Origin of the sequence: Marinobacter halotolerans (genome assembly GCF_008795985.1) — a bacterium.
In the GTDB taxonomy this organism is placed as follows: domain Bacteria; phylum Pseudomonadota; class Gammaproteobacteria; order Pseudomonadales; family Oleiphilaceae; genus Marinobacter; species Marinobacter halotolerans.
Map to the genome: position 1 here is coordinate 886,677 of NZ_VMHP01000002.1, position 13,906 is coordinate 900,582.

A 13,906-nucleotide genomic window follows, 5' to 3' on the forward strand; every position below is an offset into this window, starting at 1 on the left:
CGGGCGTCAGCTGTAGAACATCGACGCATTCAGCAGTTCCCGGGTGTAGTCGTCCCGGGGATCCTGAAATATGCTGGCGGCATCGCCGTATTCCACAATGCTACCGTTCTTCAGCACCATAAGGCGGTGACTGAGCGCCCGTACCACGGCCAGATCGTGGCTGATGAACACATAGCTTAGACCATATTTTTCCTGCAGATCCCGCAGCAGATGAATCACCTGCTTCTGGACGGTTCGGTCCAGGGCAGAGGTGGGCTCATCCAGAACAATCAGTTCCGGTTGAAGCACCAGCGCCCGGGCAATGGCGATACGCTGGCGCTGGCCGCCGGAGAACTCGTGGGGGTAGCGGTGCCGGGCGTCCGGGTCCAGGCCAACGTCCCGCAGTGCCTGGATGACTCGGCCATCCTGCTCGTCGGCGGTCGCTGGTGAATGAATCTCAAGGCCTTCCCGCACAATCTCGGCAACCGACATTCGTGGGCTGAGACTCCCGAAGGGGTCCTGGAAGACAATCTGAATCTGCCGCCGATAGGGACGGAACTCCTTCTGGGTCAGAGGCCCCAGTTCCCGCCCGCCAAGCCGGATGGAGCCGGTGCTGCCGGTTAGCTTAAGCAGGGCGTGGCCTATGGTGGTTTTCCCGCTGCCGCTTTCCCCGACGATGCCCAGTGTTTCCCCACGGTTGAGGGAGAAATCGGCCTGGTCGACTGCCTGGAACCAGGTTTTTGGCCGGCCGAATAGTGATCGCCGGATGACGAACCGAACGTCCAGGCCGGATACTTCAAGCAGGGGTGTGTCCTGAACCCGCACGGCTGAGGGCGAGGCGGGCGGCTCCGCGTCCAGCAGTTTGCGGGTGTAGGGGTGTTCCGGGTTCTGAAACAGGGTTTCCGTTGGTGCCGTTTCAACCACTTTGCCCTGTTCCATAACCACCACCTGGTCCGCGTAGCGCCGCACAATGGAGAGATCGTGGGTGATTAACAGAATGGCCATGCCCAGCTTATTCTGCAGGTCTCTGAGTAGTTCCAGCACCTGCTTCTGCACCGTCACATCCAGAGCCGTGGTGGGCTCATCGGCAATCAGCAGGTCTGGCTCATTGGCCAACGCCATGGCAATCATTACCCGTTGCTTCTGGCCACCGGACAGTTGGTGCGGGTAGCTGGACAGGCGCTCTTCCGGATTCGGTATGCCTACCAGTTCAAGCAGTTCAATGCAGCGTTTGCGGGCCTCGGCATCCCGGAGCCCCCGATGTAGCGCCAGGGTTTCCGCAATCTGCTTCTCCACCGTGTGTAACGGGTTCAGGGAGGTCATGGGTTCCTGAAAGATCATGCTTATTTTCCGGCCGCGGATCTGGCGCAGACGCTTGTCGCTGATGCTCAGCATATTCTCGCCGCGGAAAAGGATGCTGCCGGAGGGATAGCGCACATGGCGCTCGTCCAGCAGGCGGAGAATCGACAGAGCCGACACTGATTTGCCAGAGCCGCTTTCGCCCACCAGTGCCAGCGTCTGGCCTTCACTGATGGACAGGGAAAGACCGTCCACCGCCGGGGCCGCCCCGTCAAAGGTCAGTGAAAGATCGTTGATTTCCAGCAAGGTCGACATATCAGTTCTTTCTCGGGTCGAATGCATCACGGACGGCTTCCCCAACAAAAACAAGCAGGGTCAGCATCACGGCCAGGGTCACGAACGCGGAGATACCCAGCCAGGGCGCGTGCAGGTTGGCCTTGCCCTGGGCAATCAGTTCGCCGAGTGAAGGCGAGCCCGAGGGTAGCCCGAAGCCCAGGAAATCCAGGGAGGTGAGCCCGGTGATCGCGCCGGTCAGAATAAACGGCAGAAAGGTCAGGGTGGCCACCATGGCGTTGGGCAGGATATGCCGGAACATGATCTTGCCGTTGCCCAGCCCCAGCGCGCGGGCCGCTTTGACGTACTCGAAATTACGGGCCCGCAGAAATTCGGCTCGAACTACATCAACCAGCCCCATCCAACTGAACAGCAGCATAATGCCCAGCAGCCACCAGAAATTCGGCTGCACGATACTGGACAGAATGATCAGCAGATAGAGCACCGGCAGGCCGGACCAGATCTCGATAAAGCGCTGGCCGAGCAGGTCCACTTTGCCGCCGTAGAAGCCCTGAATGGCGCCCACTGCCACGCCGATAATGCAGCTGAAAAAGGTCAGAGTCAGACCGAACAGCACGGAAATGCGGAAACCATAGATTACTCTGGCGGCCACGTCGCGCCCCTGGTCGTCAGTGCCGAGCCAGTTCACCGGGCTGGGCGGCGCAGGGGAGGGTACATCCAGTTTGTAGTTGGTGGTGTTGTAACTGAACGGGATGGGGGGCCAGAGCATCCAGCCGTTTGCCTTGATCTCCTCGGCCACAAAATCGTCCCGGTAGTCCGCCTCCGTCGGCAGGAAGCCGCCAAAGGTTTCATCGGACACCGTTTCGAACACCGGGAAGTAAAGTTCCCCCTGGTAGGAAATGGCCAGTGGCTTGTCATTGGCAATCAGTTCAGCGCAAAGGGACAGGCCGAAGAGCGCCAGAAATATCCATAACGCCCAGAACCCCCGGCGGTTCCTGCGGAAGTTGCGAAGGCGGCGTTGCTGGATCGGGGTGAGGGTCATGCACCCTCCCGGCTTTCAAAATCGATGCGCGGGTCGACCAGCACATAGGTGATGTCGCTGATCAGTTTCAGCACGAGCCCCATCAGGGTGAAGATATAGAGCGTGCCGAAGACCACCGGATAATCCCGGTTGAGGGCAGCTTCAAAGCCCAACAACCCAAGGCCGTCGAGGGAGAAAATCACCTCGATCAGCAGCGAGCCGGTAAAGAACAGCGACACCAGCACGCCCGGCAGGCTGGCGATCACAATCAGCATGGCGTTGCGGAACACATGGCCGTATAACACCTGTTTTTCCTCAAGGCCCTTGGCCCTGGCCGTCACCACGTACTGTTTGCTGATCTCGTCCAGAAACGAGTTCTTGGTCAGCAGGGTGAGGGTGGCAAAGCCGCCGATGACATTGGCGGTGACCGGCAGCGCCAGGTGCCAGAAGTAGTCGCCGACCTGCTGGTACCAGGTCATCTGATCGAAATCGGAGGAGGTCAGGCCACGAAGCGGGAACCAGTCAAGGTAGCTGCCACCGGCAAACAGCACGATCAGCAGAATGGCAAACAGGAAGCCGGGGATGGCATAGCCGATGACAATCGCCGTACTGGTCCAGACATCAAAGCGGGAGCCGTCGGTGACCGCTTTGCGAACGCCCAATGGAATGGAAATCAGATAGATGATCAGCGTTGACCAGAGCCCTAGGGAAATGGAAACGGGCATCTTGTCGACAATCAGTTCGGTGACGGTCTGCTGCCGATAGAAAGACTCGCCAAAATCGAAGGTGGCGTAGTCCCCTATCATTTTTAGAAAGCGTTCGTGGGGCGGCTTGTCAAAGCCGTACATGACCCTGATTTCTTCCAGCAGTTCGGGCGGAAGCCCCTGCGAGGCGCGGCTGTCACCTCCGCCAGATACTTCTCCGCCGGAACCGCCCCCGCTGGCCCGGTCCAGAGCGCCACTGCCAAACCCCTCGATTTCAGCAATCATCTGCTCAACAGGGCCGCCAGGTGCGGCCTGAACAATAAGGAAGTTCAGCAGCATGATCCCCAGCAAAGTGGGAATGATCAGTGCCAGGCGTCTGAGAATGTAGCTGCCCATTTACAGGGACTCCATGTGCAATCTGTCAGGCAAGGGCAGCATGAATCAGCGTTCGACCCACCAGTTGTCTACATCGGCGCCGTCTTTAGGGACAGTTTCCGGGCGTTTCAGGAGAGACCAGTAGGCAATCCGGTCACTGGCAAGAAACCAGTTGGGAATGACGTAATGGTGATGCAATAGCACCCGGTCCAGTGCTCTGGTGCGGTAAACCAGTTCTTCGCGGCTGGGTGCCTGAATCAGGTATTCCACCAGTTCATCCACGACCGGGTCACTGACGCCGGCAAGATTGCGGGTGGCATCGCTGTCGGCAGAAGAGCTGTGCCAGTAGCCGCGCTGTTCGTTGCCCGGGGAGTCCGACTGGGGAAAAACGCCCACGGTCATGTCAAAATTACGGGTACGCCAGCGTTGGGTGTACTGGTTTGAATCCACCAGCCGCACGGTTACATTGATGCCCAGTTTTTCGAGGTTGTTCTTGAAGGGCAGAACAACCCGTTCAAAGGTCTTCTGGAACAGCATGATTTCGAAGGCCAGCGGCTCACCCGTGGCGGTGTGGGTCATGACACCATCTTTAATCGCGTAGCCCGCCTCTCGCAACAGTTGCAGAGCGTCTCGCAGGTTGCTCCGCATGGTGCGGTCGCCCTCGGTTGAAGGCGGCTGATATTCGGTGGTGAAAACGGATTCGGGAAGCTGACCCCGATAGGGCTCCAGTATTTCCAGTTCGCGGCCTTCCGGCAGGCCCGAGGATGCCAGCTCGCTGTTCTCGAAGTAGCTATCGGTGCGGGTATATTGGCCGTAAAAAAGGTTCTTGTTGGCCCACTGGAAATCAAAGCCGTAGGCCAGGGCTCGACGGACTTTCGGGTCCTTGAAAACATCCCGGCGAGTGTTATAAACGAAGGCCTGCATGCCGGCCGGGCGATTGTGCTCAATAGCTTCTTTCTTGATCTTGCCGGTTTCAAAAGGCTCGCCTGTGTAGGCCGTCGCCCAGTTCTTGGCCTGGGACTCCACGCGGAAGTCGTAATTACCGGCGCGGAAAGACTCAAGCGCGACGGTATCGTCGGTGTAATACTCGAAGCCGATGGTGTCAAAATTAAAGCGACCTTTACTCACCCCAAGGTCCTTTGCCCAGTAGTCTTTCACTCTCTCGTAATTGACAAACCGGCCCGCCTCGAACTTGCCGATGCGGTAGGGGCCGCTGCCTACGGGGATGTTGAGTCCGTTTTCACCGAACGTGCGCTCTGCCCAGTAATGTTTCGGAAGGATGGGCAACTGGCCAAGAATCAGTGGAAGCTCGTGGTTAACCGTGCTGGAGAAATCGAAACGGACCCGATGCGGGCCTTTCACGGTTACCTTGCTGACATCATTGTAATAGCTCCGGAATCTTGGATGGCCTTCGGTTGTCAGCAGTTCAAATGAGAACTTCACGTCTTCGGCGGTAATAGGCTCGCCGTCATGGAACCGCGCTTCCTTGCGAAGGTTATAGACGACGTAGCTTCGATCTTCCGGGGTTTCAATGGATTCGGCGATAAGGCCATAGACGGAAAAGGGTTCGTCGGCAGAGGAAACCAGCAGGGTGTCGTATACATAGGTGCCAACGCCCTCTGCAGCAATACCCCTGGCAACGAAGGGGTTAAAGGAATCGTAGCCATTGGCAATGACGGCCCTTTTCAGCGTGCCGCCTTTGGGCGCGTCTGGATTGACGTAATCGAAATGATCAAACCCTTCCGGATACTTGACCTCGCCATGCATTGCGAGGCCGTGCTGTGCCTCCACTTCCGCCGCGGCAGGCGCTGCCCCGATCGCAATAAGCATCAGGCTGGCGATGATCAGGAATGGACGAAGAACCGTTTCAAAGGGCGTTGAAGCATTATGTTGTCTGGTCATAGAGCTTGCGCGTTCCTTGGGGTTCAGAGACTCTGGGACTCAAGGTTCAGAGACTCAGGGGCTGTTTCTGACATCAACGTAGAGTACCAGACTTTGCCCGGGCTGAAGATAACGCGCCGTATTCAGGTTGTTCCAGCTTGCGATGTCGCTCACATTGACAGCAAAACGGTTGGCGATGCGGGCCAGGGAATCGCCTTTGCGGACACGATAGCCCACTTTCCTGACCATGGCTTCTGTCCGGGGGGCGGAGACCATCTGCTCGGCCTGGGGTGATTTGGACCAGATCACCAGATCCTGCCCCGGCATCAGCGGGTCGCCCGGCGCCATTCCGTTCCAGGAAGCCAGCTGCCGAACACTGATTTTATGCTCCCGGGCGATATCCCAGAAAGTGTCGCCGGAACGCACGCTGTAGTCGATCCGCGTGCCTTCGGCATCCTTGTCCAGTCGCTTCTGCTTCCGGCTCAGACGTTCCGCCGCGCTCAGGCTGTACGTGCCGGATTTCTTGCTGGCAGCGGGGATCATCAAACGTTCACCGATCTGAATGATGTGGCTGTTCAGCTTGTTGACCTGCTGGATGACCGAGGCAGTCGTTCCGTAGCGCTGTGCAATGGTGCTCAGCGTGTCACCAGCGGCCACTTTATAGCTGTTCCAGGAGACGCGGTCTGAAGGGTTGATATTCTTCAATGCGGTGCGGAAGGTGTCCGCTTTTTCCCTGGGAACCAGAAGCCGGTGTGGTCCGGTGGGTGACGTGGCCCAGCGGTTGAAAGACGGGTTGAGCAGGTAAATCTCGTCGATGTCGACGTCCGCGAGCCGGGCCGCCTGGGCCAGGTCGAGCTGGGAGCCGGTATCGACAACCTCAAAATAGGGTTCGTTTGCCAGCGGCGGAAGTTCAATGCCGTATTTTTCAGGCTCCGCGATAATCTTGGCCAGGGCAATCAGCTTGGGCGCGTAGTGCCGGGTTTCCCGGGGTAGGTCCAGTGACCAGAAATCCGTCGGCTGGTTGCGGTTCCGGTTCTTTCTCATGGCGCTGGAGACCGTTCCGCCGCCACTGTTATAGGCGGCCAGTGCAAGCATGTAATCGCCGTCAAACCGGTCCGCCAGGCGTTCCAGATAGTTGAACGCCGCATCGGTTGCTGCAACCACATCCCGTCGCTGATCCTGCCACCAGGTCTGCTCCAGACCAAAGTACTTTCCGGTGGACGGAATGAACTGCCAAAGGCCGGCGGCGCGGCCATGGGAATAGGCAAAGGGGTCGAACGCGCTTTCCACAATGGGAAGCAGCACCAGTTCCGTTGGCAGGTTACGCTTCTCTGCCTCGGTCAGGATGTAATGAAGGTAACGGCTTCCCCGGTCTGAGACCCGGTCAATGTAGCGTGGGTGCGATTTGAACCAGTTCAGTTGGGATTGCACCCGCGCTTCGTCGACGTCCAGATCCATGGCAAATCCGGATCTGAGGCGTGCCCACAGGTCCGGCTCGGGCTTTTCGACTTTCTCTGGTTTTTCCTCTGCCACGGCGGTGGCTTTTGCCGGTGCGTCCAGCTTTTCCCGGGCATTTTCGGCGGTTTCTTTCATGGACGGCTCAATGGCGTCGTCCAGTTTTGTCCGGGTCGCCTTGCCGGATGCTTCCTGCGGTGACTCACCGTCGCTCTCAACGGCCTCCTTGAGACCCTCATCACCGGCTGCGACCGTCAGCTTTCTGGATTCGAGGACGTTCTCGTCGGACTCAGAAGACAGCGAGGGCAGAAACTGACATCCGCCGAGAAATACGCCGATCAGGAGAAGGGTCGGCAGGGTGTGAAGGGTCATAGTGAAACATCCGGATGGCTGGTTACAAACGCTTCAGAGTCTATGGGAAGGCTTTCTGAGCGGTCAACCAGAGTGTTGTTACGTCCCGTACATAAAACGCTACGGACGGTCAGAAATTGTCCTTCCCGTGCCTCGTCGCCGCAAACACGTCGACGTCGGTACTGCAGGGCAGCCCATGCGTGCGGGCATAGTGGCTGGCCGACTCAATCACTGCGGGGTCATCCCAGCGGAGAAAAGGATTCAGCCGCTTTTCGGTGCCCAGCGTGGACGGCACGGTCGGGCGGTCTTCATCCCTAAGCGCCCGACACTCTGACTCAAAGCTTTCCAGCCCGGCGTCCTCCGGCAGCCAGTGGCGGGCAAAACGGAGGTTGGCAAGCGTGTATTCGTGGGCACAGTAAACGGCGGTTGCGTCGGGTAATTGGCGTAACGACTCGAGGGACTGCTTCATCTGTGCAGGGGACCCCTCAAAAAGTCGCCCGCAGCCGCTTACAAAAAGGGTGTCGCCGCAGAAGAGTACCGGCCGGTCATTGACCGGGTAATCACTATAGAAAGCGATGTGATCGAGGGTATGCCCGGGTACCGGGAATACCTTGAAGGTCAGATCTTGCCAGGTCACTGTGTCGCCGGCCCGCACGGTTTCGGTGACGCCCTTAAAAGGCGAATCGGTGGGCCCAACGATTCGGCAGTCGGGATAGAGTGAGGCCAGCTTCCCGACGCCGCCGGTGTGATCCGGATGGTGGTGGGTGACCAGGATCATATCAGGGGACAGACCTTCGGCATCCAGGTGCCGGATAACCGGGTCGGCCTGGCCCGGGTCGACAATCAGGGTTTTGCCGTCTTCACTATTGGCCAGGCACCAGATGTAATTGTCACTGAAGGCCGGAATCGGCGTTATCGTCAGCATAGGTTTACCCATGTGCAGTCGGAATGTGGCTGTTATGATAGTGCATTAACCCTGTTCTCCCAACATCGCGGAGAGCCCTGAAAGGAATGCAGCCATGCGTCAGGCCGGCGAGATTGACTATACCGCGCGCCATCGTAGTTTCGAGGACTGGTTTCAGACGCCTCTCGGCCGTGCGCTGCTTGCGGATCAGAGATCACAGGTCGATCGCCTGACGGGCGAGCTCACCGGTGCCCGTCAGCTGCACGTGGCACTGAGCCATCGTTTGCCACTGGCCACGGGGAACGATTTTTCGCAAAAGCTTCTCACAACCCCGCATTGGCATGACCGGATTCCGGACGGCGTTGCTGTGTGCGACGCTGACGAACTGCCGTTTCCTGGTGACTCGATGGATCTGGTGATCCTGCACCACACCGCGGATTTCTCGCCACACCCGCACCAGGCCCTGAGAGAGGCCTCGCGGGTTCTGCGTGGCGAAGGCAGCATCCTGTTGATCGGTTTCAATCCGCTGGGGCTATGGGGTTTGAGGCGATTGGTGTCCCGCCATCGGGCCGGTCCCTGGGGTGGCCGGTTTCTGCTGAAGTCACGGATGGAAGACTGGCTGCGCTTGCTGGATTTCTCCGTTGAAACCGTGGAGTCCAGTTTCTTTCGGACACCTCTCCAGGCGTCTGCTCACCGTGACGGACGAGGCATTCTTGAGCGGATTTGTGGTAACCGGCTCCTGCCAGTCGGGGCCTATTACTGTATCCTTGCCAAAAAAAGGGTTTACTCGCGGCTGCCGCGCAAGCCGGCGTGGCGAAGCCAGAAAGTCATTCCGCTACCTGCCAGGGGAACGGTTGGCGCCTCCCGTGGTTATTCCCGATCCGACAAGTCATGAATGAGTTAACAGGGGACACTGAATGCCCGCAAAGGTAGTTGTGTACACCGATGGCGCCTGCAAGGGAAATCCGGGGCCAGGCGGGTGGGGCGCGGTATTGAATTATAACGACGCCAGAAAACTGCTTCACGGCGGTGAGCAGCAAACCACCAATAACCGCATGGAACTGATGGCAGCAATCCAGGGGCTGAAAGCCCTCAAGCGGGCCTGCGAAGTGGAGCTGTTTACCGACTCACAGTACGTTCGCAAAGGCATTACAGAGTGGATGCACGGCTGGAAGAAGAACGGCTGGAAAACAGCTGCCAGGAAGCCGGTGAAAAATGAAGATCTGTGGCGTCAGCTGGACGAGGAAGTGGCCAGGCACAAGATCAATTGGCACTGGGTAAAAGGGCACGCCGGCAATCCCGGCAACGAACTGGCAGACGAGTTGGCCAATAAGGGCGTTGAAGAGCTGATGAAGGCCTGAGCCGGGTGAAACCGGACGCCGACAGACTGTGTGTGAATCGAATTAAATGAGACAGGGCTTATGAGACAGATCGTACTCGACACCGAAACGACCGGTATCGATCCGGCGGAAGGCCACCGGATCATCGAAATTGGTTGTGTGGAACTGGAGGAGCGTCAGCCCACCGGTCGCCACTACCACGTTTATATTAATCCTGAGCGGGAGGTGGAAGCGGAAGCCATCACCATCCACGGCATTACCAATGAATTTCTTGCCGACAAGCCGGTGTTCTCACAGGTTGCCGACGAGTTCTTCGAGTTCATAAAAGGTGCGGAACTGGTCATTCACAACGCGGCCTTCGACATTGGCTTCATGGACTCCGAGTTTTCCCGGCTCAAGCCCAAGCGCAAGACTGCGGATCACTGCAGTGTGGTGGATTCTTTGGCCATTGCCCGGAAAAAACACCCGGGGCAGAAGAACAATCTTGACGCACTGTGCAAACGCTATGGGGTGGACAACAGCAACCGCGAACTTCACGGCGCGTTGCTGGACGCGGAGATACTGGCCGATGTCTATCTTCTGCTAACCGGTGGTCAAACGGCGTTGTCGCTTGATGCCAACAGTGACATGGCCGGTGGCGGTCTGGGTGTGCGGCGTCTGCCCCGGGACAGACAGCCCCTGCCCGTGGTGTCGGCGAGCGAGCAGGAAGCGGCAGCGCACGAGGAGTTCATGACCGCACTGGCCGCCAAGGCGGGTGATACGGTATGGAACCGCGTCACAGCGTCAAAATAAGTCACGTAATGTTACATTTCCACTTTCTTGAGCTACTTGAGTTTTGTGTTATAAGTAATGGTTAGTTCGCGGTTTTTCAGGACGCGGTAGATTCCGCAACAAGAACAGGAAGCGTTTATGGTTCAATCGTCTCTGGCGACGAAATCACAGTCCTTTGATCTCGTAAAAAGCGAGATTGAACAGACCATAAAGAACGCAGAATCGAGCCTTGAGCGCTTTCAGGAAAACCGCGAGAGTGGAGAGGACCTGCAGAACTGTCTGGACTTCCTGAATCAGTTGCGTGGTATTTTCATCCTGGTGGAACTGCGTGCTGGAACGTTGCTTTGCCAGGAAGCCGTAAGCATGGCCAACGACGTTCCGGTTGGCGCCAACGACGACAAGAACATTCTTCTGACCACACTCAACAGCGCGCTTTTCATCCTGCGCCGCTACGTTGAATATTACCACCAGCAGCGCGCGGATCATCCGGAACTCCTGCTACCGGTTATCAACGACCTGCGCGAAGCCCGTCGTGAGAAACCCTATCCCGAATCCTGTTTCTTTGACGTCGACGTCAAGGAACGTCCGGATTTCTGCAGCAACATAACCGTAGACGCTTTCGAGGGTAACGAAGCCGAGTACGAGGTGCTTGCCAGAAGAATGCGCCTGACCTTTCAGGTGGCCCTTCTGGGGGTGTTGAGGGAAAAGAATCCGGTGGTCAGCCAGAAGCTGTTCGGCCGTGCGGCTCGTGGTTTTGTCAGGCTTTGTCAGGGAGCCCCCATGGGGCAGATGTGGTGCCTGGTGGCCATGGTGGCTGATGCCATGCTTGACCGCAGCATGAACTTCAGCAAGGCCCGCAAGCGATTGTTCATGCGGATCGAGAAATATTCCCGGGAAGTGGTCTACGTTGGCAAGGTGGCAACCGCCAAGGATGCGCCGGATTCGCTGATTCGAGACCTGGTGTATCTGCTCTATCGCAGTGGTTCCGCCAACCCGGAAGTCACCTCAACACTGTCTGCCTTTGGGCTTGCGCCAGCGGAATTTCCCGACAGCATGTTTGATGCCCATGCCCGCAGGCTTTACGGACCCGGGACAGACGTACTGCAGTCTCTGTCCACCGCGTTACAGGATGAACTCAACCAGCTAAAAGACAAGCTGGATATAGTGGAACGTGGCATTGAGCCGGATCTGGCTGAACTGAGCTCCATTGCGGAGGCGCTCGAGCGACTATCGAACACGCTGGTCATGCTGGATCTCAACCAGCTTGGCGCGATGGCCCGTAGTGAAGCTTCGAAACTGCGCGGCTGGGAAGAGGAGAACCGGCTGCCTGCGGAGAGCGAACTCTACCTGCTGGCAGACTCCGTGCTGGGCATTGAAGATGCCGTGCTCCAGATTGTGACCCGGGGCATTACGTCGGAAACCGACGCTCTGGCCGGCGGACAGCGCACGCGCGAAGAATCCCTCTACCTCCGTGAAGCTGCCTTTGTGGTAGCGGATGAGGCCAAAAGTGCGCTGACGTTGGCAAAGCGGGCTATTACCGCCTTTATCGAGTCGGATTACGACAAACTGCACCTGGCCAACCTTCCCGGCACACTTCACAGCATCTGGGGCGGCCTGCAAATGCTGGACGACCCGGAAGCGGCGAAGGTACTGGAGCGGGTGGCCCAGTCCATCCAGCACCGCTTGCTGGATTCACGAGAGCCGCCTGCACCGCAGGTACTGGAAGCGCTCGCGGATGGCCTGACGTCACTGGAGTACTACATCGAAAGTGTCGGCCGCAGAGAGGAACGCAACGCCGACCTCCTCAGGCTGGCGGAATCGTCTCTTGATGATGTCGGCCTATGACCGGCAGTCCATTTTCTGGTTTTTAAAACAAAGAAACCCTGCCCGAAGGCAGGGTTTTCTGTTTCAGCAGGGGCGAAAAATCAGCCCATGTCGAACAGCTCGCCAAGCTTGGTAGCCAGCATCATGTCGCCTTCAGCGCGCAGCTGACCTGCCATGAATGCCTGCATGCCGTCGGTTTCGCCGGACACGATACCCTGAAGGGTTTCCGAGTTCATGATCAGGGTAACGGAAGGATCGTCGTGAGGGCCTTCAGCCTTGGTGCAGGTGCCGTCCTTGATCACCAGGTGATAGGTCTTGTCGTCCTCGATGTCGAACTGGAATACCAGATCCAGGCCCTGGGCCGCGTCAGCATTGAAATTCTGTTCTAGTTTGTCGAATACCTGAGCTACAGACATTGTTTTACCCTTTTGTATGTGTGGTATTGGCGCGTTTGGAGCCGTTTTCGCCATTCGACTTTAGGGGCACAGAAAAGCGGTGTCAAGCTCGATCGAACGCTTGTTTTAATCTCTGCCAGCGTCCGAAAAGCCGAACGCCGCTTGTACCCCTGAATACCTCGGTTACAATCGAGCGCTAAAGATCAATCCTGGAGAAAAAACTTGGAATTCCTCACAGATTTCGGACTGTTCATTGCCAAAACCGTCACCCTCGTGGTGGCGATCCTTGTGGTGGTCACGGTGATTGCCTCAGCAGCCCATAAAGACAGGGGCGACGCCAGCGAAGAAGGCGAACTGAAAGTACGCAAGCTGAACGAAAAGTACCGCAAACTTCGCGAACACCTGCAGGCAAAGCTGCGCTCTGACAGCGAGCGGAAGCGATGGGAAAAACTGCTTAAAAAAGAAGCGAAGGCAAAGCTGAAAGAGGAAAAGGCCCGACTCAAGAAATCCGGCGACGAGCAGCCCGAGGAAAGGGCCAGGGTCTTCGTGCTTGATTTCGATGGCGACATCAAGGCCAGTGACACCGACCCGCTGAGGCGGTCCATCACGGCGGTGCTCAGCGTGGCTGACCCCGAAAGGGACGAAGTGGTGGTGCGTCTGGAAAGCGGCGGAGGCATGGTCCATTCCTACGGTCTGGCTGCGGCCCAGCTGGATCGTATACGGGCCAAGGGCATCTCCCTGACGGCTTGTGTCGACAAGGTAGCAGCCAGCGGCGGCTATATGATGGCCTGTGTAGCAGACCGCATTGTCGCATCGCCCTTTGCCATCCTGGGCTCTATCGGTGTGGTGGCCCAATTGCCGAACTTCCACCGGCTGCTTAAAAAGAACGACGTGGATTTTGAAGTGCTGACGGCCGGTGAGCACAAGCGCACCATGACCATCTTCGGGGAGAATACCGAGAAAGGCAGGGCGAAGTTCCTGGAGGATCTGGAAGATACTCACGTGCTGTTCAAGGATTACGTCAGCGAGCGCCGCCCGGGGCTGGATGTGTCGGCTGTGGCCAATGGCGATATCTGGTTCGGGCGGCGTGCCCTTGAGGTTAACCTGATCGACGAGATCAAGACCTCCGACGAATATCTCATTGAAGCCTGTGATCGTGCAGACGTAATCTCGGTGACCTACCAGCGTAAACGCTCGCTGCCCGAGAAGCTTGGTCTTGCCACCAGCTCCGCACTGGAGCACACGGTGTGGCGTATTATCGGAGCGTTCCGGAATCAAAAAATCCAGTAAAACCAACGTAAACGGGGAACAAT

At 57.7% G+C, this 13,906-nt stretch carries 12 protein-coding genes; 5 read left to right on the top strand and 7 right to left on the bottom strand.

The features are described 5' to 3' along the window. Positions 1-6 precede the first annotated feature (6 nt). The 6 genes from FPL19_RS14380 to gloB all read right to left on the bottom strand — a co-directional run bounded on the left by FPL19_RS14380 (position 7) and on the right by gloB (position 8,284). Positions 7-1,593: an ABC transporter ATP-binding protein gene (locus tag FPL19_RS14380; protein WP_150913387.1), complete on the bottom strand. Its 1,587-nt coding sequence runs from the start codon at positions 1,591-1,593 to the stop codon at positions 7-9. Between the two features lies 1 nt (position 1,594). Then, positions 1,595-2,614 (bottom strand): ABC transporter permease, encoded by a 1,020-nt coding sequence (locus FPL19_RS14385; RefSeq protein WP_150913389.1) that lies wholly within the window; start codon positions 2,612-2,614, stop codon positions 1,595-1,597. Continuing rightward, complete coding sequence (locus FPL19_RS14390; RefSeq protein ID WP_150913391.1) at positions 2,611-3,693, bottom strand: microcin C ABC transporter permease YejB; 1,083 nt, start codon at positions 3,691-3,693, stop codon at positions 2,611-2,613. The genes FPL19_RS14385 and FPL19_RS14390 overlap by 4 nt, the downstream gene beginning before the upstream one ends. A gap of 45 nt (positions 3,694-3,738) precedes the next feature. Next, positions 3,739-5,574, bottom strand: a complete 1,836-nt coding sequence (locus tag FPL19_RS14395; RefSeq protein ID WP_404802829.1) for an extracellular solute-binding protein — start codon at positions 5,572-5,574, stop codon at positions 3,739-3,741. Between the two features lie 54 nt (positions 5,575-5,628). After that, on the bottom strand, positions 5,629-7,380 hold the full coding sequence (locus tag FPL19_RS14400) for a LysM peptidoglycan-binding domain-containing protein (RefSeq protein WP_150913393.1): 1,752 nt from the start codon (positions 7,378-7,380) through the stop codon (positions 5,629-5,631). A gap of 109 nt (positions 7,381-7,489) precedes the next feature. Continuing rightward, positions 7,490-8,284: a hydroxyacylglutathione hydrolase gene (gloB, locus tag FPL19_RS14405; RefSeq protein WP_150913395.1), complete on the bottom strand. Its 795-nt coding sequence runs from the start codon at positions 8,282-8,284 to the stop codon at positions 7,490-7,492. A gap of 94 nt (positions 8,285-8,378) precedes the next feature. On the opposite strand from gloB, the gene FPL19_RS14410 reads away from it, so the two are divergent. The 4 genes from FPL19_RS14410 to FPL19_RS14425 all read left to right on the top strand — a co-directional run bounded on the left by FPL19_RS14410 (position 8,379) and on the right by FPL19_RS14425 (position 12,219). Further along, positions 8,379-9,158: a class I SAM-dependent methyltransferase gene (locus FPL19_RS14410; protein ID WP_150913397.1), complete on the top strand. Its 780-nt coding sequence runs from the start codon at positions 8,379-8,381 to the stop codon at positions 9,156-9,158. Between the two features lie 22 nt (positions 9,159-9,180). Next, positions 9,181-9,624 carry a ribonuclease HI gene (gene rnhA, locus FPL19_RS14415; RefSeq protein ID WP_150913399.1) on the top strand — a complete coding sequence of 148 codons (444 nt, stop codon included), beginning with the start codon at positions 9,181-9,183 and terminating at the stop codon, positions 9,622-9,624. 60 nt (positions 9,625-9,684) lie between these two features. Then, positions 9,685-10,395, top strand: a complete 711-nt coding sequence (gene dnaQ, locus FPL19_RS14420; RefSeq protein ID WP_150913401.1) for a DNA polymerase III subunit epsilon — start codon at positions 9,685-9,687, stop codon at positions 10,393-10,395. Positions 10,396-10,512: 117 nt separating this feature from the next. Next, entirely contained in the window at positions 10,513-12,219 is a 1,707-nt protein-coding gene (locus FPL19_RS14425; protein WP_150913403.1) for a chemotaxis protein, read from the top strand. Positions 12,220-12,299: 80 nt separating this feature from the next. On the opposite strand, the gene FPL19_RS14430 is transcribed toward FPL19_RS14425, so the two are convergent. Beyond that, positions 12,300-12,614, bottom strand: coding sequence for an SCP2 sterol-binding domain-containing protein (locus FPL19_RS14430; protein WP_135802000.1), 315 nt, complete (start codon positions 12,612-12,614; stop codon positions 12,300-12,302). A 201-nt stretch (positions 12,615-12,815) separates the two neighbouring features. Here FPL19_RS14430 and sohB point away from each other — a divergent pair, with 201 nt between their 5' ends. Beyond that, positions 12,816-13,883, top strand: coding sequence for a protease SohB (gene sohB / locus FPL19_RS14435; protein WP_150913405.1), 1,068 nt, complete (start codon positions 12,816-12,818; stop codon positions 13,881-13,883). The last annotated feature ends 23 nt before the right edge of the window (positions 13,884-13,906 follow it).

Excerpts from the sequence above, each read along its gene's own strand:
- FPL19_RS14380 (WP_150913387.1), bottom strand. The coding sequence starts at position 1,593 with ATGTCGACCTTGCTGGAAATCAACGATCTTTCACTGACCTTTGACGGG.
- FPL19_RS14385 (WP_150913389.1), bottom strand. The coding sequence starts at position 2,614 with ATGACCCTCACCCCGATCCAGCAACGCCGCCTTCGCAACTTCCGCAGG.
- FPL19_RS14390 (WP_150913391.1), bottom strand. The coding sequence starts at position 3,693 with ATGGGCAGCTACATTCTCAGACGCCTGGCACTGATCATTCCCACTTTG.
- FPL19_RS14395 (WP_404802829.1), bottom strand. The coding sequence starts at position 5,574 with ATGACCAGACAACATAATGCTTCAACGCCCTTTGAAACGGTTCTTCGT.
- FPL19_RS14400 (WP_150913393.1), bottom strand. The coding sequence starts at position 7,380 with ATGACCCTTCACACCCTGCCGACCCTTCTCCTGATCGGCGTATTTCTC.
- gloB (WP_150913395.1), bottom strand. The coding sequence starts at position 8,284 with ATGCTGACGATAACGCCGATTCCGGCCTTCAGTGACAATTACATCTGG.
- FPL19_RS14410 (WP_150913397.1), top strand. The coding sequence starts at position 8,379 with ATGCGTCAGGCCGGCGAGATTGACTATACCGCGCGCCATCGTAGTTTC.
- rnhA (WP_150913399.1), top strand. The coding sequence starts at position 9,181 with ATGCCCGCAAAGGTAGTTGTGTACACCGATGGCGCCTGCAAGGGAAAT.
- dnaQ (WP_150913401.1), top strand. The coding sequence starts at position 9,685 with ATGAGACAGATCGTACTCGACACCGAAACGACCGGTATCGATCCGGCG.
- FPL19_RS14425 (WP_150913403.1), top strand. The coding sequence starts at position 10,513 with ATGGTTCAATCGTCTCTGGCGACGAAATCACAGTCCTTTGATCTCGTA.
- FPL19_RS14430 (WP_135802000.1), bottom strand. The coding sequence starts at position 12,614 with ATGTCTGTAGCTCAGGTATTCGACAAACTAGAACAGAATTTCAATGCT.